The organism is Alteromonas sp. 76-1 (assembly GCF_900654235.1).
GTDB lineage: Bacteria > Pseudomonadota > Gammaproteobacteria > Enterobacterales > Alteromonadaceae > Alteromonas > Alteromonas naphthalenivorans.
In genome coordinates, this window is sequence record NZ_LR136958.1 from 3,245,378 (window position 1) to 3,269,132 (window position 23,755).

The following is a 23,755-nucleotide window of genomic DNA, read 5'->3' on the forward strand; positions in this document are numbered from 1 at the left end:
ACTCGACATTATCGCTTCAATCGAAAAGGAGAACTGTATGAGTTGGGATCTAGAAAGCATCGAATCTTTGTTTAAAGAGCACGATGACTTTGTGGTGACGCGTGAGGAAAACTGTTTACTCATTGCGAATCAAGACGGTATAGACGCGTGGCTGGCTATTAGCGGCGAGCAAATTTTAGTGGAAACCTTATTGTTTGCTTCATCAGAAGTTAAAGACAAAGCGGCTTTAGATCACGAAATTTTATCTACCCATATGTTGTTCCCGTTAACTACGGTTGGTATTTCAACTGTTGGCGATGAGGAATACTACGTTGCCTTTGGTGCGCTTAGTGCCCAATCGAAATCAGAAAGTATTGTGATTGAAGTAGAAACACTGTTTCAGAACGTTGCATCTTTTTTAGATGCCTACGAAACACACCTTAGTTAATATTTACTTCGAAGGAGAAGCGAATGTCAGTTTGGAAAAAATTAGTTACTGCAGTAAAGGGTGGTGCCAACGAAGCGGCACAGTCGGTAGTAGATAGCCAGGCTATCCGTATTCTGGAGCAGGAAATTAGAGAAGCTAAAGAAGAATTACGTAAATCTGATCATGCAAGAACGCAGATTTTAGCGAAATGTAAGTTGTCTCAGCAAAAAGTAGATAGCTTTAATTCTTCCATTGAAGAATATGAAGCGCATGCACGCAAAGCGATTGATAACGATCGTCAGCTAGCCCTTGATTGTGCCCAAAAGGTATCTGAATTGAAAGAAGAGCAAGCGCAAGAACAAGCGTATCTTGATCAGTTCCAACAATCAGAAAAGCAATTAGCACAGAATATCCAGCAAGCAAAAGCGAACTTGCGCCGTTTAGAGCAGCAAGTGGATATGGTGAAAGCCACTGAAAGTGTACAAAAAGCCCAAGTTGCTGTTTCATCTCGCCACATGGGCGCGAACAGCAAAATGAAAACTGCAACGGAATCGCTTTCACGCATTCAAGATAAGCAGAAGATGCGCAACGCTGAACTTCAAGCGGCGGAAGAACTTGCCACTGAAGAGTCGAGCAGCGATTTAGAAAAGCGCCTTTCTGAAGCCGGTATAAAAGGGGGCAAAACCTCCGCCGATGATGAACTTGCTCGTATTTTAGGCAAATAAAGTAATATTTAACGGGAGCTTAGGCTCCCGCTTTGTCTTTTATAGACATATTCCCCGCTTAAAGGCACAGTTAAAGAAAGACAAACAAAGGTTGTTTCTCGCTATGTCGCAATGGATAAAACTGCGCAAAATTATGTTGCAGTATTTCGCCGAATCTCGTTGGTACACGATTCTAGGCGCCACCGCCTTCTATGGTGTGAGTAGTTATTGGCTACTTTACGCCGCCAACGAAAATGCATTAATTGCACAAGCCGATTTTATCTACTGGTTAGCCGTTACCGCATCGACGGTAGGTTATGGCGATTTATCACCCACGACCTCCGCCGGCAAGCTCATCGTAGCATTTTACGTTATTCCCTTAGGACTAAGTATTTTTGCCATGGTAATTGGCCGAATTGCAGCCTGGGTATCTGAACAATGGAAAAAAGGGGTAATGGGCATGACAAGCCTAAATGTTAGTAAACATATTTTGGTGATTGGTTGGAACGAGCAACGCACTATGTTGTTGTTAAATTTGTTATTGCAAGAACGCGAAGCCATGAGCGAACGGCCCGACATTGTTCTGTGTGTAAAAGCAGATATCACCAACCCCATGCCAGGTATTATCGAATTCGTTAAAGTAGACTCGTTTAACAAAGACGACGATATGGACCGGGCTTGTATTGACGCGGCTCAAACAATTCTCATCGATAATCCACAAGATGATGTCACTATGACCACTGCGCTTTATTGTTCGAAACGAAATCCGCAAGCTCATCAAGTTGCTTATTTCAATGATGATAGCCTAGTGGGCTTGCTACAAGAACACTGCCCAAAAGTGGAATGTACGCCTAGTGTCGCCGTTGAAATGCTGGCTAAAGCGGCATTCGATCCCGGTTCCAGTATGCTGCACCACGACTTATTAAGCATTGGCGAAGGGCAAGCGCAGTTCTCTGTGAAGATACCTAACGACAGCCCTTCTATTTCCGTTGCCAAACTATTTATGAACTTAAAGCGTCGACACGATGCCATATTTATTGGTTATGCTCCACACGGACAAGTGAAAGACATGGTGGTGAACCCGCCGTTAGACTCAACCCTAGCACCAGGCGATACCTTATTTTACATTGCCGACAGGCGCATTAATGCCATCAATTGGCCATCGTTAGACGCCGAATAACACAGGAGTGTATTGTGTTTAGTAAATTATTTAAGAAAAAAGCGCCAGAAAAACCTAAAGCGCCTGAAGTGATGGGCTTGTATTTAGGTGGTTCATTCGAACTAGATAATTTAAAGCTGTCGTTACTTGAGCCATCGCTTACCATAGAAGGCGCTGCACGTTCACAACTGATTCAAGCCGTTGGCGAAGCGCCACTTGATACAGGCGGTACTTTGCTGCGCTTTTACACAGACGATGATGGCTTTTTACAAGTGGTGCTTGATGGTGGGCTTAGTGAAAATCACATTACTGACGTTAAGCTTTGGCATTTTTATAGCACTGAAACCATTGGCAGTGAACAGCAATGGAAATCGTGTGTAAATACGCTGATTAGCCAACCTACTTATACTCTTGATGGCAAAGTATTTAAGCGAGTCTGGGAGGCCGTAGGGGCAGAATCACCGCCCGTAGCAGTGACAGAAACCACCTACGAAGAAGATGAAGATATCAGCACGACTGATCAGTTTATGATGCTCTACGAACGAGAGATAGAAAATGATAGAGTGGAGTCACTACTGGTGGCGGGCGAAGAAAAGATAGTGGGTAGCAATTTCGACCGCTGCTTAGTTATTTCCACGGGGTTTGACGTAGAACCCGCAGACATTACGATAAACGGTTAATCGACATATAAAGGTAAGGACGTTCTATGGACACTATTATGGACTCATTGGCAGGATTAGATAACTTTGCGGTGTATTTCGGCCTCTCAATTGTTTTCTTATTCGTCTTCAAACTGGTATATGCCCTAGTGACCCCACATGATGAGTGGAAACTAGTTAAAGAAGAGAAAAACGTAGCAGCTGCAATTGGTTTTGGCGGCGCGATTGTTGGTTTTGCTATTGCACTTGCTAGCGCAGCGACGCACTCAGTGGCTATTGTCGATTTCATTATTTGGGCTGTTGTCGCTATTATCGCGCAATCGTTAGCCTTTGCGTTATTACGTTTTACCTTTATGCCTAAAATTGCTCAGCGTATTAACGAAAATGAAGTTTCTGCAGGCGTGATGCTAGCCAGTATGTCTATTGCAGTGGGTTTATTAAATGCGGCATGCATGACCTATTAAGGGGGACCCATGACAAACTCTAATAAATCACACGCAGCACAAGATGCTATGACAGATAATCAGTCAAGTGGTTCTGCCACCAGCCGAAAACGTAGCTCAGGTATTAACCTTTCTCGTATGCGCAAAAGCTACGCGTTAAAGCCTCTCGCTATTGGTATTGCCAGCGTTTTCCTAAGTGCTTGTGGTGAAGAGAAACAAGACGCACAAATTTACACTTCATTGGAAGACTGCAAGCGAGATTTCCCTGATGCAGTAGAGCGCTGTGATGCAGCTTATAAAACCGCTACAGAAGAAGCCATGCGTACCAGCCCTCGCTTTAATAGCGAATACGATTGTGAGTACGAATTTGGTGCCAACCAATGCCGCACGGTGAATACCAATTCAGGCAGTGTATTTATGCCCTTTATGGCAGGCTTCATGGTAAGTCAGTTGTTATCGCCAAATCGCTATTACTCACAGCCTCTCTATACCTCATATTCACCCTACTCTTCATATCGCTCTCGTTGGGTTACGGCTGATGGAAATGTGTTTAGCGGTGATATTCGCAAGCGCAATTACAAAGTGGGCTCAGATACACTGAAACCCAAACCTACGGTAAACCGCACAATGAAGCGCGGCGGTTTTGGTAGCAGTGTAAGGGCAAAATCATCGTGGGGAAGTAGCTCACGCAAAGGCAGTTGGGGCGGATAAGCCATGTTTAGAATGCCATGCCAGCCTCGCAAAGGTTGGCAGCAATTGGCCGGCGAATTTGGGTTTCATTTTCATACCATGTATGGCGAACCCTACTGGGATGAAAGTGCGTACTACCAATTCACCTTAGCGCAAATTGAAAAAGACATAGAAGATCCCACCGCCGAGCTTCACCAAATGTGCTTAGCTGTGGTTGATGATGTGGTTAATAGTGAGCAGTTACTCACCCGCTTTTCTATTCCTGAAGCACACTGGGGGTTAGTTAAAGACAGTTGGCGCAACCGTGACCCTAGTTTGTATTCCCGCTTAGATTTAGTTTATTCCGGCAAAGGCCCCGCCAAATTGCTTGAAAACAATGCAGATACGCCCACCAGCTTGTACGAATCAGGTTTTTGGCAATGGCTATGGTTAGAACAACAAGTGAATGCGGGTGTATTAGCTCGAAATGCGGATCAATTTAATAGCCTGCAAGAAAAGCTAGTGTTTCGCTTCGGTGAAATAGCCCAGCACTATCAATTAAATCAAATGCACTTCTCTTGTTGCAAAGATACCGAAGAAGACCGGGGGACGGTGCAATACCTTCAAGACTGTGCAAGAGAAGCTGGTATTCAAAGCGACTTCGTTTTTATTGAAGACATTGGTTTGGCAGATACAGGGGTATTTACCGACCTTGCTGATGCCCCCATTACCGATTGTTTCAAGTTATATCCTTGGGAGTTTATCCTGCGCGAAGAGTTTGGTGACTCACTCGCTGATGCAAAGGTAAATTGGTTAGAACCTGCGTGGAAATCAATTATTTCAAACAAAGCACTACTGCCTTTGTTATGGCAGAAATTTAAAGGCCACCCTAATTTACTACCTGCCTATTTCGCCGACGATATTCCATATAAAACCCCTCATGATGCCACGCACGGCGGCAAGTGGGTGAAAAAGCCATTATTTTCAAGGGAAGGCGCGAATATTTCATTGATTGAAAATGGAAAGGAATCGGAATTAAGCCCAGGTCCGTATGGAGAAGAAGGGTTTATTGTACAAGCTTTTCACCCTCTTCCTGTGTTTGATGGAAACCATACACTCATTGGTAGCTGGTTGGTAGATGACATGCCAGCAGGTATTTCGGTGCGAGAAGATAGCAATGCGATTACGCAAGACTTGTCTCGATACTTACCCCACATCATCTTGTAGCTGATTGTAGTTGAACACCAAAACGCTGTAGTTTAATGAGCATAGCCGCCCAACAATACTTCCTTGCTAGACAAGCGTTATAACGAAGGAATAAAAACTATTTATGAAGCCATTGTCTTTTCAACTTCGCGTGTTACTTACCTTGGGCGCATTTCTTATCGTCATTGAGATAGTGAACCTGGTAACGGGAAATAGCTTGAATCAGTTTGGCGTATATCCACGCTCTTTGTCTCATTTGCCCTATATCTTCACAGCCCCATTTTTACACGGTACGCCGTCGCACTTAATGGCTAACTTTATCCCCTTGTTACTGTTTATCTGGCTTACTATGCAGTGGGGAAAGCGCACCTTTCTCATCGCCACCGCAAGTGCGTTGATTATTGGCGGACTGGGGGTGTGGATTTTTGGTCGTAGTGCTATGCATATTGGCGCAAGCGGTATGGTTTACGGCTACTTCGGCTTCCTAGTATTAGCTGGTTTTAAAAGTAAAAAAGTGAAATACCTGCTTATTTCTATCATTGTTGCCATCCTTTACGGCGGAATGCTGGTAGGTATATTGCCAACCTCTAGATTTATTTCATTTGAATATCATCTATTTGGCTTTTTAGGTGGGTTATTTGCCGCTTGGCACTGGGCACGATGAATGGATGCCGTATAATTGTGCTCAATTAAACAGTGCGGCAAATAAGAGAAAGATAAAGGCGTTATGGCAGAAGTACAATCGCAGCAAAAAAATCAGGGCTTTTTCGGCAACCTTGCTTTCAACATTATTATTCCCGTGGTGCTAATGAGCTATGCAAGCTCTGAAGATTACTTAGGCCCCGAATGGAGTATCGTCGCCGCACTCGCTTTCCCCATAGGTTACGGACTATGGGATTTAAAAGCATCAGGTAAAGTAAACGGATTTTCAGTATTAGGGATTATCAGTGTATTGCTGACCGGGGGGTTTAGTCTGTTAAAATTACCTGCCGAGTATATTGCCATTAAAGAGGCCGCAATTCCTGCTGTTATTGGTTTAGCGGTATTAATAACACAATATACCGAAAAGCCACTGGTTAAGATGCTGATCTTAAACGACCAAATTATAAACTGGCCTCACTTGAATCGCGTACTTGATGAACAAAACAAACAGGCTTTATTCAAACGCAAAGTCGCAGTAAGTTCATACATTGTGGCAAGCTCGTTCTTTTTATCTTCTGCCTTAAACTACATTTTAGCCAAGGTGATTTTGGTTAGCGAGCCAGGCACTACGGCTTATACCGAAGAACTAGGCCGAATGACAGCCTTAAGCTACCCAGTCATTGTTATACCCAGCATGATATTGCTTATTACCGCACTATGGTATTTATTCAGCCAGATTAAGAAGATAACTGGCGAAGAGTTAGATGATTTTATTAATCAGTAGACCGACCAATTAATGCGCTTGCTCAATGACGTAAGCGCAGCTACTCCTAAATGAGAGTTCCCCACTGCGTTTAGCGCGGGAGAAAAAACACATATAGAAAAGCGACCCGGTACCACGGCAATTACTCCACCGCCAACACCGCTTTTCCCTGGTAAGCCAACCTTAAAAGCAAAGCTACCCGCCTCGTCGTACATACCACTAGTGGCTAACAACGCATTCACTTGACGATTTTGGTCTGGGCTTAGTACCTGTTCGTCGGCACATTTAGAGTAACCTCTATTTGCTAAGAAGTTTGTGGCTCGCGCTAAATCAACACAACTCATTTCCAAGGCACAGTTGTTAAAATAGCTATGCAATACATCCTCAACTTCATTTTCAAAGTTGTTATAGGCTTTCATTAAATACGCCATTGCAGCATTTCTAGCACGATGCTCAAATTCAGAGTCAGCAACCACTTTATTAGCAAAAATATTATCGTTGCAGGACAAGCGCCTAACAAAATCTCGCATACCAATATGAGGTGAGGCGAAACGAGACTGTGTCATGTCACTCACCACTAATGCCCCCGCATTAATAAACGGGTTCCGTGGTATACCGTCTTCGTATTCCAACTGTACTAGCGAGTTAAATGGCAGACCCGACGGTTCGCAGCCTACCCGTTCCCACATGCCCTCGCCATAGTGATTCATGGCAAGCACTAAGTTGAAGACTTTAGATATACTTTGAATAGAAAAAGGCACATCAGCGTCACCAATTGACGTAATGTGCCCTTCAATATCACAGATAGCGATACCAAATTGATGAGGATCGACACTGGCAAGCGCAGGAATATAGTCTGCGACTTTACCCTCCCCTAGCATAGGTTTTACTTCATCAAAAATGGCTTCTAACAATTCCAGCATTAGCGCAGTATTCCTATACGTTTAGTTACAACGCCAATTTTCTTTAAAGTCGCAGCTTGCGTTAGTACCGTCTTTTTTATCCGTTGCTTTTATCAACTCAACGTTTGTTGAAATACCTTGGGTAGTGGTATTGCGATTATCAATGAAGTTAAAAATCTTCTTAGCGATATCCGTATTATCAATTTGGCCCATAAAGTCGTCGTGACCAGCGCCAAATGCGAATACTTCTACGTCTACACCGGTATGGCCCGATGTTGTCCAGCCTGTGTTGGTTTTGTTGTCTAAAAATACCTTCAGGGCATTAAAGCGCGCTTTAACATCTTGCTGTGCAATACTATCGAGCGTGGCGATTTCTTCATCGGTAACATCAAAACCAAAAGTCGTGGCAACATAGTCACCAGGATTATCGTGTTCAACCATATTCTTCGCTATGGTACCCAGTGACGCTTTCAGGTTATGTAAATACTCTGGGCTCCAGCTATAGTCACCTCGAGCACCTATGGTTAAACCGCCAGTGCTGTGATCGGCCGTTAGAATAACCAAGGTATCTGGGTGCGCTTGCACGTAGGTCTTTAAGAATTCTATGGTGTAGGCAAGGTCTTGCATTTCAGCCATCGCCGACGCGATATCATTGGCATGCCCCGCCCAGTCTACTTGACTGGCTTCAACCAGTAAGAAATACCCGTTGTCGTTTTCTAAGTGCTTAATAGCATGTTCTGTTAGGTATTTAAGGCGATTATCGCGGCTGTCGTCTAGCACGGCAGGTAAGGCTACAGGTGCAAATAACCCCAGTACGTTGCTGCCTTTAGGCACTGTCGCTAAACGGTTGTAAGTGTCGGTATATTCATAACCGGCATCAATAAATTCACCAATGATGTTACGATCTTCCCGCTCAAAAAAATCAGTACCACCACCTAACATCACATCGGCGACAAGCTCACCATTTACGCGAACATCGAAAAAATCGTCGGCGATAGTATTGTAGTTCTGGCGACTTTCGTTGTGAGCAATATAAGCCGCTGGGGTAGCGTGAACAATTTGTGAGGTGACCGCTAGGCCTGTTCGCATGCCTTTCAATTTGGCGTAATGCATCACAGATTTAACAGGTTGCTTATCTACATCAACACCAATAGCACCATTATAAGATTTCACACCAGACGCTAGTGCAGTAGCTGCGGCAGCTGAATCAGTTACATAACCAGAAACTGGTGCTGGATAAGTAGATGCATTCCCCATCAAAATATCATCGAATACGACCGCATCAACTTCAGGGGTGTTTTTATCATCAACATAATTACGGTACGCCGTAGTGAAAGCAGGCCCCATTCCATCAGCTACCACCATGATAATATTGTTAGGTGCTGAGTTTTGCGCAACAGTCTTTTGCGCACTTTCATTTGAGGTAGAGCCACACCCAGACAGTACTAAAAGCGAGCCGCATAGCGTTAAGGTGGTTAATAGTTTGCGTTTACTATAAATCATGAAACTTCCCTGAGAATTGAAAAAGCGCCATATCAAAAAAACGGGGCGCGGACGACCCTCATCCTAAATGGGTCGCATTTAAGAATTGTGTCATTTCACACATTGCACAAAATATTCACCAGATGATGGCGAGAATGTTGAACATGCTTATTATTGAAGGCGTTAGTGTAAGGCAGACCTACCCATTTCTCAAAGTATTAAGGGTAAATAGCATCGTCAGAAGGGTTAGTGACAAGGAAAGTTGCTAACTTTCTGAGAGGTACTGACGAAGTCGCTGTTGAGCAACCTCTACAAGCATGTCGGGTTGGAATTTGGATATAAAACGGTCGCATCCCACTTTTTCGACCATAGCATCATTAAAACTACCACTTAGAGACGTGTTTAATGTAATGAAGAGATCTTGCATTCTAGGATCATTTCGTACTTCTGAAGTCAGCATATAACCATCCATTTCCGGCATTTCAGCATCGGTAAACATCATCAATATCTCATCGCTGGGTCGTTTTCCAGCATCCGCCCACTCCTTGAGTAACGCTAATGCCTCAGCCCCATTTTTTCTCTCAATGATGGTTATTCCTAATTGCTCTAGCGTGTCTCTAACTTGTTTTCTTGCAGTGCTTGAATCATCGACAATCAATACTTTTTTATCTTTAAAGTGATTAACGATATCTTCATCAAGTACTTCCTCAGAAATGGAGATGTCATAGTCTATGATTTCGGCAAGTACTTTTTCCACATCGATAATTTCGACAATTTCGCTTTTACCTTGCACATCAACTTGCGTGATGGCAGTAAGATAATTCGTCTTCCCCATTCCACTAGGTGGCGGTTGAATGGTATCCCACGAGGTGTTCACGATATTCATCACTTTACCAATAATGAATCCTTGGACGCTTCGGTTATACTCAGTAATGATAACGTTATGTGCATCACTACCTATTGAGCCGCCTCGCATTTTAATCGCTTGGCGTATATCAATGATAGGAATAGCGCTGCCTCGATAATTCATTACGCCTTTAAGGTTCTGGTGAGAACCAGGCATGCTATTGAATTTAGGAATGTTGATAACTTCTTTAATTTTGAAGACATTCATGGCAAAGATATGACGAGAACCCAACTGAAACATCAGCAATTCAAGCCTGTTTTCACCCACTAGCTTAGTGCGCTGGTCAACTGAGGAAAGGACGCCGTTACTCATCGTTACTCACTTTAATTCTCAAAATCAATTACTCGGAATACCTACTGCCAATTACTGAATTGCAGCGAAGTGTCAAAAGAATTTACACGTCATGCAAACAGAAACCCATTAGCAATTATGCTAATAATTCGCCTAATTTTTACTCTCTAAAGTAAAAGCTAGCCTACAAATCACTTTCTTACGAATATTGATGGAAACTACTCGCTGTTTAAATCCCCCCAAAACATTCACAACATGAATGATGGCAATCAAAAATATACGCTTTTATTATTACGGCTGCCACACTAGGATGAAATGGAAGCTTAAGAGAACGCACCAATGCGAAATCTCAAAACAACATTGAAACTAATTATAGTAGGGAGAAACGCTCATGTCGCAGTATCAACAAGATATTGATAACTTCGCCACGTTAAAAGCAGCACAAAAAGGTGCTTGGGAAGGCATTAGCCCTGAGTACGCTGCTAGAATGAAAATCCAAAATCGGTTCAAGACTGGTTTAGACATTGCGCGCTACACTGCTGCAATCATGCGAAAAGACATGGCAGATTATGATGCTGACACAGCGCAATACACTCAGTCTTTAGGTTGCTGGCACGGTTTTGTCGGTCAACAGAAAATGTTGGCAGTGAAGAAACACCAAGGTACCACCGATAAAAGCTACTTATACCTTTCAGGCTGGATGGTAGCCGCGCTTCGCTCTGAATTCGGACCACTTCCAGACCAATCAATGCATGAAAAGACAACCGTTTCTTCACTCATTGAAGAGCTATACACTTTCTTGCGCCAAGCGGACGCTCGTGAATTAGGCGATTTGTTCCATCAGCTAGACGACGCGAAAGCTAAAGGCGGCGACACTGCTGCTATTCAAAGTCAAATTGATAACTACGAAACCCATGTAGTACCTATCATTGCAGATATCGACGCTGGTTTTGGGAACGAAGAAGCAACATATTTACTTGCTAAGCAAATGATTGAAGCCGGTGCATGTTGTATCCAGATTGAAAACCAAGTTTCTGATGCAAAGCAATGTGGTCACCAAGATGGAAAAGTAACGGTTCCACATGAAGATTTCCTAGCTAAAATTAATGCGGTTCGTTATGCATTCTTAGAGCTTGGCGTAGATGACGGCGTTATTGTTGCTCGTACCGATTCACTAGGTGCCGGCCTAACGCAGAAAATCCCTGTATCAACTTCTGAAAGCGACCTGGCAGCTCAGTACAATGCATTCTTAAAAACAACACCTGTTAACGGTGCTGACGATTTATCTGAAGGCGACCTTGTATTGAAGCAAGGTGGACAACTAGTGAAGCCTGAGCGCTTACCTAATGGCTTATTCCGCTTTAAGGACAATTCTGGTTTCGACCGCGTAGTACTAGATTGTATAACATCACTTAAACACGGCGCAGACTTGTTGTGGATTGAAACTGAAAAACCTCACGTTGGTCAGATTGCTGAAATGGTTAACGCCATTCGAAAAGAAGTACCAAATGCGAAGTTAGTTTATAACAACTCTCCATCTTTCAACTGGACACTTAACTTCCGCCAGCAAGTATTTGATACTTGGACTGAAGAAGGCAAAGATGTTTCTGCATACGACCGCGCTAAGTTGATGAGCGAAGAGTACGATGCGACTGAGTTAGCCACTACCGCTGATGAAAAAATTAAGAGCTTCCAAGCAGACGCTGCTCGCGAAGCCGGTATTTTCCATCACCTTATTACACTACCCACTTACCATACTACGGCATTGTCTACTGACAACTTGGCCAAAGGGTACTTTGGTGAAGAAGGTATGCTGGCTTATGTTCGCGGTGTTCAGCGCCAAGAAATTCGCCAAGGCCTAGCATGTGTTAAACACCAAGCTATGGCAGGTTCAGATTTAGGTGATACCCACAAAGAGTACTTCTCTGGTGAGGGTGCACTTAAAGCTTCTGGTGATGATAACACCATGAACCAGTTCGACGTTTAAACACAAAGTATCCCAACTTTGTTCAAAGGCACCTTAGGGTGCCTTTTTTTATTATTCAGGGAATTTATCTGAATTTGCTTCGTATCCAAATTCACAAATCAATGTAATTATCAGCAATAGAAAACAAATAGATATATTTTTCAGCCACTTGAAATTTTCATTCTTTTTAAGAGTAAGACCAAAAGCGTATCTGACAGCGGATTAAAAAGGCTTTATAATAGCCCTGTCTAATTGAGTTTATTAAGAGCATTACAATAATGAATATAGCGAAGGTCGACTTAAATTTACTGGTATATTTAGATGTTTTACTGCGAGAAGGCAGTGTAACAAAAGCGGCCAATCAGCTTAGCATCACGCAACCTGCGATGAGCAATGGGCTAAAGCGTTTACGTGATTTGTTCAAAGACCCTTTATTGGTGCGCACCAGCGATGGAATGACGCCTACAAAACGGGCACTTGAACTTCAACCCACTATTCGTGATGTGCTCAGCCGACTTGAAAGCTCAATTCAGCCGGAAACCGATTTTGATCCACTTACCAGCGAACGCACCTTTCGCATCATGACCAGTGACTATGCAGAAAGTACGTTACTGCTTGAGTTAGTAGGCCGGTTAGCAGACCTTGCGCCGAATATCACATTAGATTTAATTACCCCTAGTGACGTTACCTTCCACGATGTAGAGCAAGGCAAGGTCGACATGGCCATTAACCGCTTTGAAGAGCTGCCGCTGTCTTTTCATCAAAAAGTGATTTGGTACGATACCTTCAGTTGTGTAATGAGTTCAGATCACCCGCTTGTTGCTAAGTGTGACTTAGACAGCTACTTAAGCGCTCAACATATTTGGGTGAGTAAAACTGGCTTTGGTGTTGGCGTGGGTATTGACCCAACAGAAGTACAGAAACTTGGTTGGGTGGACGCAGAGCTAACTAAAATAGGTAAGCAACGAGCTATTCGCGTATTTACACGACATTACCACGCTGCATTACAGATAGCTAAAACGCAAAAGCTTATCGCCACCTTGCCAAGCAAAGCGGCAAAGTTATTTAAAGATGACCCGAGCGTTGTAGTAAAAGAACCACCGTTCGATATTCCTCCAATTGCGTTGAAAATGGCATGGAGTGCACTACTCCACCACGATGCGGGGCATATCTGGTTACGTCGATTAATTAGCGATGTAGCGAACGAAATGAGTGACAGCTAAGCATCCTATTGCGTCTCGCTATTAAGATTTCACATGTGAATACTAAATGCACACAAACATTCACTGTGAAAATGGCAAAGATAGGAACCATAAATTAAAAAACTGCCTCTATACTCTCTACACTAGAGCTACAGAAAATGTATAGAGGTAGTTATGCAAAATTATATTACACGAGGCCGTTTACAGGTTGCTGAGCAACTCGATGATTTCATCAACCAACAGGCAATGCCAGGCACTGGTGTTCAATCAGACGCTTTTTGGCAAGGTGCAGAAACCCTCTTTTCAGAATTCGTTCCTCAAAATCGTGCCCTGCTAGAAAAAAGAGAACAACTCCAACTCGCTATCGATGACTATCACAAAGCTGGAAACCCCGCTTTCGGTGAGCAATATATAACTTTCTTAAAAGAAATTGGTTATTTAGTAGAGCAGCCTGAAAAGGTGCAAGCCGATACCACGAACGTGGATGCAGAAATTGCTACCATGGCTGGCCCTCAACTTGTTGTACCAATTAACAACGCTCGCTATGCATTGAATGCTGTTAATGCACGCTGGGGGAGTTTGTACGATGCTTTATACGGCACTGATGTTATTAGCAATGAGAACGGAGCAGAACCCGGCAAAAGCTATAACCCTATCCGTGGCGAGAAAGTGGTAGCGAAAGCGAAAAGCTATTTAGATAGTATGCTTCCACTTGCAAAAGGAAGTCACGCAGATGTTGTCGGTTATAAAATAGAAACAGGCAAATTGGCGATTTCCTTAACTGATGGCGACATCACTACACTTGCGAACACCGAGCAATGGCAAGGTTACCAGGGTGATATAACAACTCCTACCGCGCTGTTATTCGTTCACAACGGCCTGCATTTCGAAATTCAAATAGATGCCACCAGCCCTATCGGTAAAACTGACGCCGCTGGTGTTAAAGATGTGCTGATTGAGGCTGCATTGACTACCATCATGGATTGCGAAGACTCAGTCGCCGCTGTTGATGCCGAAGATAAAACCTTGGTTTATAGCAACTGGTTAGGGCTAATGAAAGGCTCGCTAAGCATTGAAATGAGTAAAGGTGGCAAAACTATCGTTCGGGCTATGCATGAAGATAGAGTGTATTCGCCTTCCAAACATGTAACGAATCAAGAGCAACTATCTTTATCTGCGCGCAGCCTGATGTTTGTACGTAACGTAGGTCATTTAATGACAAACGACGCGATGCTATTCGATGGTGAGCCAGTACCAGAAGGTATTATGGATGGATTGATTACTTCGCTTATCGCCAAGCATGACTTACTGAATAACAGTCCGTTCCAAAACTCTCGTCATGGCAGCATTTATATTGTTAAACCCAAAATGCATGGCCCTGAAGAAGTCGCTTTTTCCGATGCCTTATTCGCAAAAATAGAAACCGTCATCAATGTGCCTAAAAATACGTTGAAAATGGGTATTATGGATGAAGAACGCCGCACCAGCGTGAATTTAGACGCCTGCATCAATGCTGCGAAGTCTCGCGTTGTATTTATTAATACAGGCTTTTTAGACAGAACAGGCGATGAAATTCATACGTCTATGCTTGCAGGCCCTTTCGCTGAAAAAGCGACCCTCAAGACGATGCCGTGGATTAAAGCCTATGAAACCGCAAATGTCGCCGTCGGCCTTCGGTGTGGCCTTTCAGGTAAGGCTCAAATTGGCAAGGGCATGTGGCCTATTCCCGATGAAATGCAAAATATGATGGATGCTAAAATTGGACATCCAAAGTCTGGGGCAAATACCGCATGGGTACCCTCACCTACCGCTGCCACTTTGCATGCGCTGCATTATCATGATGTTAATGTCTTCGACATTCAGAAGGGATTAGATCAAAATTTCTCAGGCCTTAACGATATTTTGACTATTCCACTGCTAGAAAGTAGAGACTCTCTATCAGCCGACACGATACAGCGCGAAATAGATAATAATGTTCAAGGTATCTTAGGTTACGTGGTTCGTTGGGTACATCAGGGAGTAGGCTGCTCTAAAGTACCAGATATTAATAATGTTGGGCTGATGGAAGACAGAGCCACGCTCCGTATTTCATCGCAGCACATTGCTAATTGGCTTGAGCACGGCATTGTAAGTGCCGCGCAAGTTGATGAATCTCTTCGCAGAATGGCAAAGTTAGTTGATGAGCAAAATGCTGGCGACGCAGAATATATCCCTATGATGCCTGATTTAGATAGCTCAATTGGTTTCTTAGCCGCTAGCGATCTTATCTTTAAAGGGAAAGAACAGCCGAGTGGTTATACCGAGCCTTTATTACACGCAAGACGCCGCGAAATGAAAGCGAAGTTAGCCGCTGTAAATTAGCCTAACGAGATTAACCTGGCTAAATCAACGGCGTATTCGTTTTTGCTATTTCTATGGCTACGCCAGTAAATAAACGCCATGCCGAGCTTATCTAATCTAGTATTAATAATTAGATAAGTTCGGCATTTTTGCTTCTTTAACACTGCCAACACTCGTGCTTAGTTTATTAATAAGTCACCTACCAGCACGCCAATAAAGTGGCAGGCTCGGCTAACTCTACTACGCTTTTACTATAATCACTGGAGTTAAAAACATGCAGGTAACTTCATCGGTACCCGTTGCTAAGGTACCCGCTACTATCGTGCCTATTTTGTCTGGCGGGGGCACTCGGCTTAGTGCGCATATTGGTATTTTAAAAGCACTTAAAGATTTAAATGTGGAAATTAAAACCCTTGTAGGGGTATCTGGAGGTTCAATCATTGCGGCGATGTACGCCAAAGGCCATAGTATTGAAGATATGCGAGAGTTAGTAATTGCCACCGACTTTAAACAATTTACCGCTTTTTCCGTGTGGCGATTATTGCGAGAAGGCGGGCTGTCGTCGGGAGATCATTTCGAACGCTGGATTGATGATAAGCTTGAAGGCATCACTTTTGCCGAGCTTCCCATCGCACTCACTATATTAGCCACAGATGTAAACGGTGGCGGCCCGGTATTGTTTGGAAAAGACAATACGCCAGACATGAAGGTTTCACAAGCCGTGCGTTATTCTATGTCTATCCCTCTACTCTTTTCCTTTAAACCTTTCAAAGAACACTTGTTGGTAGACGGCGCAATCTTATCTGAAGATGCCTTGTTTGAAGATTGGCAACATGATGGCACGCCGACGGTATGCTTCCGGCTTCAAAGTGCCATTCAAAAACGTAAGATAATAAAGAAAGGTGTGCTATTGCTACCGCAGTATCTATCGATGTTGATACGCACCTTTATGACAGCCATATCAAGAGAATATATTAACGCGAAGTACTGGCATAACACTGTGGTCATTAATACGGGGGAAATTTCAGCGGTAGACTTTGCGTTAACCGCTGAAATGAAGAACCATTTATTTGAACTTGGTTACGAAACCACGAAAGAATTTCTTCCTAAAAAGTGCGCCGCTTTTCAATCTCTCAAAGTGGCTTCTACTGGCTAGGAGTTCTTTTAGTCTGGCTTTCTAGATGTTGTAAAAGTCTTTGTACCAATCTACAAAATTCTTAACACCAACATCGATAGACGTAGAAGGCTTGTAGCCTGTGTCATTAACCAATGATGATACATCTGCATAGGTATCTGGAACATCACCAGGTTGTAATGGTAAAAGCTCTTTTTTCGCCTCAACACCCAGTGACGCTTCTAAGGTTTCGATAAATTTAAGCAAATGCACTGGTGTTTGTGCACCAATGTTATAAACCTTGTAAGGCGCTTTACTAGAGCTAGGATCTGGCGCGCTTGCATCCCAACTTTCGTTTGGCTTAGCCACGTTATCTAATGAGCGAATAACCCCTTCAACGATATCATCAATGTAGGTGAAATCTCGTCTGTGGTTACCGAAGTTGTATACCTGAATGGTTTTGCCTTCCAGTATGGCTTTAGTAAATTTAAACAGCGCCATATCAGGGCGACCCCAAGGGCCATAAACCGTAAAGAAACGTAATCCAGTAGTAGGTAAGTTGTATAAATGGCTGTACGTATGCGCCATTAGCTCGTTCGCTTTTTTCGACGCTGCGTATAAGCTTACTTGGTGATCGACATTATGCTGCTCTGAGAACGGCATTGTTTCATTAGCACCATAAACAGAACTTGATGATGCATAAACCAAATGACCTACTTTATTATGGCGACATCCCTCAAGGATGTTCATAAAGCCAACTAAGTTGGCATCTACATAAGCATTAGGGTTTTCAATTGAATACCGTACCCCTGCCTGCGCCGCTAAGTGCACCACTTTATCGAACTTTTGGTCTTCGAATAAGGCTGCCATTTCAGGGCGATCTTCAACACCCATCTTAATAAATGTAAAGCGTTCACCTGCCGCTGAATTTTGAACTTGCTCAAGCCTGGCATGTTTAAGCGCGATATCGTAATAATCGTTAATGTTGTCAATCCCAACAACATCGTCACCGCGATTAATTAAATATTGAGAAACGGCTGCACCAATGAAGCCTGCAGCGCCGGTAACCAGAATTTTCATAAAAGTCCTATTTTCTATTTTTCCATTTCACGCTTTAACAGTGCATGAACGTGCTCAATTGGAATGGCATAAGAAATGCCTGAAGGATGCGATAACGCACTTTCTTTACTGTCTCTAACGTAAACTTTATTAATGACCGCAAACACCTCCCCTGTTTCAACGTTAACAACCGGGCTACCTGAATTACCTGGATAAGCGGTCACATCTAACTGATAAATTAAATCTGGACTCTTGAGTCTATCAAGACTTTTCGCGGTAAGCGATCTCGCATTATTAGAAGGCATATAATCAGGAGTAATGGTAGCAACTATGCCTTTATGTACAGCAGGGAACAACCCTAAAGCTCCCCCTAATGGATAACCAAAAATGGCTAGCTCCGTGCCTGCATCAACCAATGTGTTGCTGGCTAATTCAAACGAGGGGTAAGGATTATTCACCTTTAGCAAAGCTAAATCATGCTTGTCGTCAATGGCCAAAATTTCCACTTTATCGAAGCGTACTTGTTTGCCATCTGGCAACATTACAACGAAATGTTCGACTATAGTAGGGTCTAGCTCTTCGTCAACAACGTGGTAGTTTGTAACCACGTGTTTTCCATCGGCAACAACAAAGCCAGTCCCTTTTATTTGAGGTGTTGTGTGTTTCAAAGGGCTATGAAGTGCAATGGCTACCGTAGATTTTACCGAATTTTTAGTCAGCTCAACAAGGTTTTTCGCTAGCGCTTGTGTCGAGATTATACAAGCCACTATGAGTACGCATACCATTAAGCTTCTGCTTTTCGAGTCTGTTTTCACGATGCACCTTTGGGTTAATCGATATCAATGTAGACACCGAGAAAGATATAACTAATAGTTTCACTTATATTTACCAATAAATACAACTACAAAAATAATACGTTCATAATATTAGGAATACAATCTATACTGCTTAGTATGTTGCACTGCTTAGGTTGCAGATACCTTTATAGCCTTTCTGGATGTATGGTCTTTATAAATAGGTACGAATAAACATGCAAAAAAGGAAATTAATTTCTACGATCCAAACAATCTTTGGAAAAAAAAGTAGAATATCAAAAGCACTAGGCGGATATCAAAAGTTACAAGAGGTCAAAGAAATCTCTTCGCACTTTTCTGCTTATTTAACACCACTTGTTGCAAGCAATAAGGATCTAAAAGAACAATCATATGGCATTAGGCATCAAGTTTATTGCGTAGAAGAAGGCTTTGAACCGGAAAGAGAATCAAAACTAGAAATTGATGAATTTGATGCTTACTCTACGGCTTGCATGATTGAACATAAAAAGACTCAGCGGTTTGCTGGTACGGTTCGACTCGTTCGCCCGCAAAAAGAAGATGAGTTGTTGCCTATTGAAAAATATTGCCCCTCTTCAATAACCCATCCTGAACTTAACCCAGCAAATTTTAAGCGCCACGAAATTTGCGAAGTATCTAGGTTAGCGGTACCAGAAGAATTTCGCCGTCGTAAAAGCGATAAGTATGATGGTGCATCTACAGGTGTAATCAATACATCGACCTACTCGGAAACTGAGCTTCGATGCTTCCCCTTTATTGCTATCGGGTTGTACTTAGCAGCAGCATCTATATCAATTAATTCGGGGATTAAGCATACCTACGTAATGATGGAGCCACGATTGGCTCGTTCTATGCGGTTCATAGGGATAAAATTCGAACAAATCGGTCCTGTAGTTGATTATCATGGAAAGCGTGCCGCTTATTATATAACACCAGAGATGTTACATAAGAACCTACCTAAAGGCTTTGCCGCTATGTTTAAGCATATTCAAGCTTCACTAGGCCATGATGTTGCGAATAATGATATTTCCGCTAGAAACGCCGATACAATTGTCGAGTTTATTTACAGATCTTTTTCGACCAATTTTATTGACCAACAAAATCAACAACTTAAATAATGGCACGCTAACTGCTTTGTAGTAATGCAATATTTAGATCGCTGCATACTTACGGAGAGCAGAAATGAAAAAGTTACTACTTACAACGATTACAGCTGCGGGTTTAGTGCTTAGTGGACAAGCCGCAGCTACCCCTTTTTATCTTGATTTGTCTGACGATGCGACTGTTAATCCTTTAGGTCCTATCGAACAACTTGACCTTTCTTATAATTCTTACACTGAAGTAAACCTTGTAACCAACGAAGTTTCAACACGCGCTGGTACATCGTTAATCGGTTACGATTTCGGCGGTGTATTAACATCTCCGGTTTATGACGACTTCGCTGACATGGTTTTAGATGGTACATCAATCCAGAACAGTTTCACTTACACGCCTTCTCCAGGTGGCTTAGGTGTTGATTTCAGCACCTTCCCTTTTTCTCAAACACGTTTATCGTTTGACCTTGCCCTTGATGGTGACTTAGTTTCTGGTGTAGGTGTTGATTACACTGGCGGGTCACTTGATATTTATGCTTACGATGTTTCTGACCCATTCAACCAAGATGCAGGTACTTCGTTCCTAAGCGGTCCTGTTTTGTTAATGAGCACTATGTTTAGTTACAGCAGCATCAACATTGGTGAGCAAGTTGTAGAAAGTTTAGTGACAGACTCAAGCTTAACTGCTGCAGGCGAAGAAGTATTTTACTTTTCTAACCTTGCAGGCACAGTGTTCACTTCTTTCCAAGAGTACATTGAAGATACGATGACTGATATTGTGTTAAGCGCTGCGCAAACGGTTTCTATCGCAGAATTGGAAGCTAACATTCTTGCTCCTTTAGCAGTTAGCGCTGACGGCACTACTGTTTTAGTAACTGATGATCACACTGCCGCAGTTACTTTCCAAGTTGCTGAGCCATCAACAGTTGCTGTATTTGGTCTTGGTCTTATGAGCATGTTTGGTTTCGCTCGTAGACGTCGTCAAAAATAAAATTTTGATTAGATTGTAATCTATTAAAAAACCGCTCATTACTGAGCGGTTTTTTTTTAACATTCAATCCATATATACACGCTCTATAACGATTTAATTATTCATATTATCTTGTATATTTATTCTGATGCGTTAGTTTAGTGTAAAGAAATAATAAGGAAATTAATGTGGATACTTCAGTTAAATTAGCGGTTTTAACCTCCCTTCTACTCTTTAATCTTACTGCGTGCAGCCCTAAATCGACTAAAGAAGTACTTCTAGATGCTGAACAATTAAAACAAGAAGGCAAGTATCAAGAAGCGTCAATAGCCTTAAAAAACGTTATTAAAGAAGAACCAAATAACTTAACGGCTAGGGAGTCCTTAGGTTTAGTGTATTTGGAGCAAGGGCTTTATTCTGCGGCGAGAAAAGAGCTCGCGCGCGCTGGCACCTCCCTATCTCCTAATGGTGTCGTATCCCTCGCAGAAACATTCTTATGGCTTGAATCATTCGACGAACTACAAAAGTTATCTATCCCAAACACTGAAGAGAATACTGAAAGCTTTTTTGAATTAGAAATTTATAAGGCAATTGCAACGTACAATAGTGGCGGAAAGTTCAGAGCGTCAGCTAGCTTTTCTCGTCTTACAGACAATAAATTTTCAAAAATTTCCCAACTGGCAAAAGCCTACTTAGCCGTTCAAAACAATAGAATTGCTGATGCAATTGAATACACCAATAAAAGTGTAGAAGCTAAACCAGACTTTATCCCAGCACTTCAGTTGAAAGCTGTTTTGGAATCAGTCGATGGGAAGTGGGACCTTGCTATTGAAACCTTAACAGGCTTGCTTGAAAAAAGAGCTAATGACTACAAAATTAAGTTAAAGTTAGCAGACGCATTAATAAATAACAAAGAATATGATAGAGCTGAACCTTTGGTTAATCAGCTATTGTCACTTTCGGCGAATCACCCTTATTTTAATCAATTGAAAGGAACGATTGAGTTTTCTAAGAATGACTTCGAGAGTGCGCTGATTTACCTCGATACCGCAATAAAAAATGGCCGTTCAAACTCTGTTACACGACTTCTAGCCGCGCTAGCAAATTACTATGAGAATAATTTAGAACAGGCATATCAAAACTTAAAGGTAATAGTGGAAACCTTACCACCAGAGCATTTTTCTCATAAGCTTTATTCAATAGTTCAGGTTCAATTAGGCTATAGCAAAGACAACGATGAGTCTTTAGAGGATATTGCGACTATCCCCGTTGGCGAAGCGCTCTACTTAGCAAAGTCTTCTTCTTTACTTATTCAAGAAGGTGAAATTGCGCAAGCCAAAAGCATGATAGAACAAATAAACACAGATGATGTAAAAGACGCTGAGCTGTTAAGAAGTATTGGCCTTTTAAAAATACTTACTTCCGATACTGGAATAGATGAATTAGAGAACAGTTTTCAGCAGGACCCCGATTCCGAGAAATCTTTTCTTGTACTAGCGTTCGCCTATCTTAACGCAGGGCAATTCGATAGCGCAGAACAATTGGCAGTAGATTGGTTAGAGACTCACCCCGACACAGTATCGGCACTGCATATTAAAGCGCAAGCGAGCTCACATACCAGCAACACCAATAAGGTAGCTGGCATCTATAACAAAATTCTTGAATTGGAACCTGAACATATTTCTGCAAACTTGTTTTTCGTTGAAAAAGATGTGCGAAATAACGACTTGGCTTCAGCTAAAGCTAAAATTGAATCGTTAGTGGAATACCACCCTCTTGATATGGTTGTCCTCATGCGACACTTTCAAATTCAAAGCGAACTTGGAAACTATGACGCTGCACTCAAACCGTTTAAAAAAGCGAGCAACTCATCAGATGATATAAAGTATGCATTGCTTTACGCGGGTGCTCTGGCAGAGCTAAATAAGACAGATGAACAGCTTTCTGTATTAGCAAACATTCATAGCAAGGCGGAAAACGAACCAAAATATTGGATGATGCTAGCTGATGCTTATTGGGAAAAAAAGGACTTTGTGAATGCCGCACACGCGCTTGAAAAATGGCGAGGACTAGAGCAGAGCACTAAAGCCTTTTTAAAGTCTATTGAGTTGGCTGAAATCACTAGAGACTATAAAGGTGCTCTTGAACTTTTGGGAGAGGGAATTTCGCTATTCCCTGACCAAACACAACTTAGACTGATTAAGGCTCGGATTTTAATTTTGGATGGTGATATTGAACAAGCCACTACCGTTTTCGACTCACTTAGTCCAGCGATAAAAAGCTCGACACTAGGACTAACAGTTCAAAGCAAACTGCTGATCGCAAAGCGAAAGTATTCAGAAGCGGTCGATGTGATAGAAAGAGTTTATCAAAAAGTGAAAAGCCAGGAAGTCGCGTCTATCCTATACACTGGATTATTTAGAGCCAATAAAGAAGCAGAAGCGCTAGCATTTAGCGAAAAACATCTTACGATAGCGCCAAGCCACAATAAAATTCGTTTGCTTGCAGCCAATCAGCAGATTTATTCCGCCCCGGAAAAAGCAATTGTTCACTATAAATACCTTGTAGAAAATGAAACAGTACAAAGCCCACTTGTGCTAAACAATTTAGCTTGGCTTTTGAGTGAAGCAGAAAAATATAAAGACGCGTTAGTGTACGCTGATAAAGCTCAAGCTATACTTCCAGAGAACCCGTCTATAATGGCAACCCGTGGTAAGATTTTACTACAACTAGACCAAATAGATGAATCGTTAGCCTTACTTGAAAATGCGTTTAAAACTAGCGTAAATTCTCCTGATATTGGTATCGATTACGTTGATGCACTTTTGAAAGCAAATAATGTCAGTGAAGCAAAAAAGGTATTGACGCAATTAAAGCCAAAAACTCAAGAGCACGAGCGTAGGATTGACGAACTGAAGGTTCAGACAAATCTTTAATAATTAAT

At 42.4% G+C, this 23,755-nt stretch carries 21 protein-coding genes; 16 read left to right on the forward strand and 5 right to left on the reverse strand.

Annotation, left to right across the window (positions count from 1 at the left end):
* Window positions 1–37 precede the first annotated feature (37 nt).
* The 9 genes from ALT761_RS14040 (at window position 38) to ALT761_RS14080 (ending at window position 6,672) form a co-directional block, all read left to right on the forward strand.
* Window positions 38–427 (forward strand): DUF2170 family protein, encoded by a 390-nt coding sequence (locus ALT761_RS14040; protein WP_013783249.1) that lies wholly within the window; start codon window positions 38–40, stop codon window positions 425–427.
* A 23-nt stretch (window positions 428–450) separates the two neighbouring features.
* Window positions 451–1,131, forward strand: coding sequence for a PspA/IM30 family protein (locus tag ALT761_RS14045; RefSeq protein WP_129739566.1), 681 nt, complete (start codon window positions 451–453; stop codon window positions 1,129–1,131).
* A 103-nt stretch (window positions 1,132–1,234) separates the two neighbouring features.
* A complete protein-coding gene (locus ALT761_RS14050) occupies window positions 1,235–2,290 on the forward strand; it encodes a potassium channel family protein (protein ID WP_172602896.1) in 1,056 nt (351 codons plus the stop codon).
* 14 nt (window positions 2,291–2,304) lie between these two features.
* Entirely contained in the window at window positions 2,305–2,949 is a 645-nt protein-coding gene (locus ALT761_RS14055; protein WP_129739568.1) for a YjfK family protein, read from the forward strand.
* A 26-nt stretch (window positions 2,950–2,975) separates the two neighbouring features.
* The gene (locus tag ALT761_RS14060; RefSeq protein WP_057790539.1) at window positions 2,976–3,392 is read left to right on the forward strand and encodes a DUF350 domain-containing protein; all 417 of its coding nucleotides are present in this window, start codon (window positions 2,976–2,978) and stop codon (window positions 3,390–3,392) included.
* Window positions 3,393–3,440: 48 nt separating this feature from the next.
* Window positions 3,441–4,082 carry a DUF1190 family protein gene (locus tag ALT761_RS14065; RefSeq protein ID WP_041452750.1) on the forward strand — a complete coding sequence of 214 codons (642 nt, stop codon included), beginning with the start codon at window positions 3,441–3,443 and terminating at the stop codon, window positions 4,080–4,082.
* Window positions 4,083–4,085: 3 nt separating this feature from the next.
* Window positions 4,086–5,267 carry a glutathionylspermidine synthase family protein gene (locus ALT761_RS14070; RefSeq protein ID WP_129739570.1) on the forward strand — a complete coding sequence of 394 codons (1,182 nt, stop codon included), beginning with the start codon at window positions 4,086–4,088 and terminating at the stop codon, window positions 5,265–5,267.
* A gap of 103 nt (window positions 5,268–5,370) precedes the next feature.
* Window positions 5,371–5,910: a rhomboid family intramembrane serine protease gene (locus tag ALT761_RS14075; RefSeq protein WP_129739572.1), complete on the forward strand. Its 540-nt coding sequence runs from the start codon at window positions 5,371–5,373 to the stop codon at window positions 5,908–5,910.
* A 63-nt stretch (window positions 5,911–5,973) separates the two neighbouring features.
* The gene (locus ALT761_RS14080; RefSeq protein ID WP_129739574.1) at window positions 5,974–6,672 is read left to right on the forward strand and encodes a VC0807 family protein; all 699 of its coding nucleotides are present in this window, start codon (window positions 5,974–5,976) and stop codon (window positions 6,670–6,672) included.
* On the opposite strand, the gene glsB is transcribed toward ALT761_RS14080, so the two are convergent.
* The 3 genes from glsB to ALT761_RS14095 all read right to left on the reverse strand — a co-directional run bounded on the left by glsB (window position 6,666) and on the right by ALT761_RS14095 (window position 10,254).
* Window positions 6,666–7,574, reverse strand: coding sequence for a glutaminase B (gene glsB / locus ALT761_RS14085; protein ID WP_013783240.1), 909 nt, complete (start codon window positions 7,572–7,574; stop codon window positions 6,666–6,668). The two genes, ALT761_RS14080 and glsB, sit on opposite strands and share 7 nt — an antisense overlap.
* 21 nt (window positions 7,575–7,595) lie before the next feature.
* Window positions 7,596–9,056, reverse strand: coding sequence for an alkaline phosphatase (locus tag ALT761_RS14090; RefSeq protein WP_129739577.1), 1,461 nt, complete (start codon window positions 9,054–9,056; stop codon window positions 7,596–7,598).
* A gap of 244 nt (window positions 9,057–9,300) precedes the next feature.
* A complete protein-coding gene (locus tag ALT761_RS14095) occupies window positions 9,301–10,254 on the reverse strand; it encodes a chemotaxis protein CheV (RefSeq protein WP_129739579.1) in 954 nt (317 codons plus the stop codon).
* A 370-nt stretch (window positions 10,255–10,624) separates the two neighbouring features.
* Between ALT761_RS14095 and ALT761_RS14100 the strand changes: the two genes are divergently transcribed.
* The 4 genes from ALT761_RS14100 (at window position 10,625) to ALT761_RS14115 (ending at window position 16,897) form a co-directional block, all read left to right on the forward strand.
* Window positions 10,625–12,220 (forward strand): isocitrate lyase, encoded by a 1,596-nt coding sequence (locus tag ALT761_RS14100; RefSeq protein WP_013783237.1) that lies wholly within the window; start codon window positions 10,625–10,627, stop codon window positions 12,218–12,220.
* Window positions 12,221–12,477: 257 nt separating this feature from the next.
* On the forward strand, window positions 12,478–13,422 hold the full coding sequence (locus ALT761_RS14105) for a LysR family transcriptional regulator (RefSeq protein WP_129739581.1): 945 nt from the start codon (window positions 12,478–12,480) through the stop codon (window positions 13,420–13,422).
* A gap of 153 nt (window positions 13,423–13,575) precedes the next feature.
* The gene (locus ALT761_RS14110) at window positions 13,576–15,762 is read left to right on the forward strand and encodes a malate synthase G (RefSeq protein ID WP_129739583.1); all 2,187 of its coding nucleotides are present in this window, start codon (window positions 13,576–13,578) and stop codon (window positions 15,760–15,762) included.
* Between the two features lie 253 nt (window positions 15,763–16,015).
* On the forward strand, window positions 16,016–16,897 hold the full coding sequence (locus tag ALT761_RS14115; RefSeq protein WP_129739585.1) for a patatin-like phospholipase family protein: 882 nt from the start codon (window positions 16,016–16,018) through the stop codon (window positions 16,895–16,897).
* Window positions 16,898–16,918: 21 nt separating this feature from the next.
* Here the strand turns inward: ALT761_RS14115 and ALT761_RS14120 are convergent, their stop codons facing one another.
* On the reverse strand, window positions 16,919–17,935 hold the full coding sequence (locus ALT761_RS14120; RefSeq protein ID WP_013783233.1) for an NAD-dependent epimerase: 1,017 nt from the start codon (window positions 17,933–17,935) through the stop codon (window positions 16,919–16,921).
* A gap of 14 nt (window positions 17,936–17,949) precedes the next feature.
* Window positions 17,950–18,729: a S1 family peptidase gene (locus ALT761_RS14125; protein ID WP_232043458.1), complete on the reverse strand. Its 780-nt coding sequence runs from the start codon at window positions 18,727–18,729 to the stop codon at window positions 17,950–17,952.
* Between the two features lie 215 nt (window positions 18,730–18,944).
* Here ALT761_RS14125 and ALT761_RS14130 point away from each other — a divergent pair, with 215 nt between their 5' ends.
* From ALT761_RS14130 to prsT, 3 genes are all read left to right on the forward strand, one after another.
* Window positions 18,945–19,865, forward strand: a complete 921-nt coding sequence (locus ALT761_RS14130) for a PEP-CTERM/exosortase system-associated acyltransferase (protein WP_129739587.1) — start codon at window positions 18,945–18,947, stop codon at window positions 19,863–19,865.
* Between the two features lie 64 nt (window positions 19,866–19,929).
* On the forward strand, window positions 19,930–20,832 hold the full coding sequence (locus ALT761_RS14135) for a PEP-CTERM sorting domain-containing protein (protein WP_129739589.1): 903 nt from the start codon (window positions 19,930–19,932) through the stop codon (window positions 20,830–20,832).
* Between the two features lie 167 nt (window positions 20,833–20,999).
* Window positions 21,000–23,747, forward strand: a complete 2,748-nt coding sequence (gene prsT / locus ALT761_RS14140) for an XrtA/PEP-CTERM system TPR-repeat protein PrsT (protein ID WP_172602897.1) — start codon at window positions 21,000–21,002, stop codon at window positions 23,745–23,747.
* Window positions 23,748–23,755 lie beyond the last annotated feature (8 nt).

Coding starts and splice junctions, on each gene's coding strand:
- ALT761_RS14060 (WP_057790539.1), top strand. CDS start 2,976: ATGGACACTATTATGGACTCATTGGCAGGATTAGATAACTTTGCGGTG.
- ALT761_RS14065 (WP_041452750.1), top strand. CDS start 3,441: ATGACAGATAATCAGTCAAGTGGTTCTGCCACCAGCCGAAAACGTAGC.
- ALT761_RS14135 (WP_129739589.1), top strand. CDS start 19,930: ATGAAAAAGTTACTACTTACAACGATTACAGCTGCGGGTTTAGTGCTT.
- ALT761_RS14130 (WP_129739587.1), top strand. CDS start 18,945: ATGCAAAAAAGGAAATTAATTTCTACGATCCAAACAATCTTTGGAAAA.
- ALT761_RS14115 (WP_129739585.1), top strand. CDS start 16,016: ATGCAGGTAACTTCATCGGTACCCGTTGCTAAGGTACCCGCTACTATC.
- ALT761_RS14090 (WP_129739577.1), bottom strand. CDS start 9,056: ATGATTTATAGTAAACGCAAACTATTAACCACCTTAACGCTATGCGGC.
- ALT761_RS14100 (WP_013783237.1), top strand. CDS start 10,625: ATGTCGCAGTATCAACAAGATATTGATAACTTCGCCACGTTAAAAGCA.
- ALT761_RS14120 (WP_013783233.1), bottom strand. CDS start 17,935: ATGAAAATTCTGGTTACCGGCGCTGCAGGCTTCATTGGTGCAGCCGTT.
- ALT761_RS14110 (WP_129739583.1), top strand. CDS start 13,576: ATGCAAAATTATATTACACGAGGCCGTTTACAGGTTGCTGAGCAACTC.
- glsB (WP_013783240.1), bottom strand. CDS start 7,574: ATGCTGGAATTGTTAGAAGCCATTTTTGATGAAGTAAAACCTATGCTA.
- ALT761_RS14075 (WP_129739572.1), top strand. CDS start 5,371: ATGAAGCCATTGTCTTTTCAACTTCGCGTGTTACTTACCTTGGGCGCA.
- ALT761_RS14105 (WP_129739581.1), top strand. CDS start 12,478: ATGAATATAGCGAAGGTCGACTTAAATTTACTGGTATATTTAGATGTT.
- ALT761_RS14040 (WP_013783249.1), top strand. CDS start 38: ATGAGTTGGGATCTAGAAAGCATCGAATCTTTGTTTAAAGAGCACGAT.
- ALT761_RS14080 (WP_129739574.1), top strand. CDS start 5,974: ATGGCAGAAGTACAATCGCAGCAAAAAAATCAGGGCTTTTTCGGCAAC.
- ALT761_RS14095 (WP_129739579.1), bottom strand. CDS start 10,254: ATGAGTAACGGCGTCCTTTCCTCAGTTGACCAGCGCACTAAGCTAGTG.
- ALT761_RS14050 (WP_172602896.1), top strand. CDS start 1,235: ATGTCGCAATGGATAAAACTGCGCAAAATTATGTTGCAGTATTTCGCC.
- ALT761_RS14045 (WP_129739566.1), top strand. CDS start 451: ATGTCAGTTTGGAAAAAATTAGTTACTGCAGTAAAGGGTGGTGCCAAC.
- ALT761_RS14070 (WP_129739570.1), top strand. CDS start 4,086: ATGTTTAGAATGCCATGCCAGCCTCGCAAAGGTTGGCAGCAATTGGCC.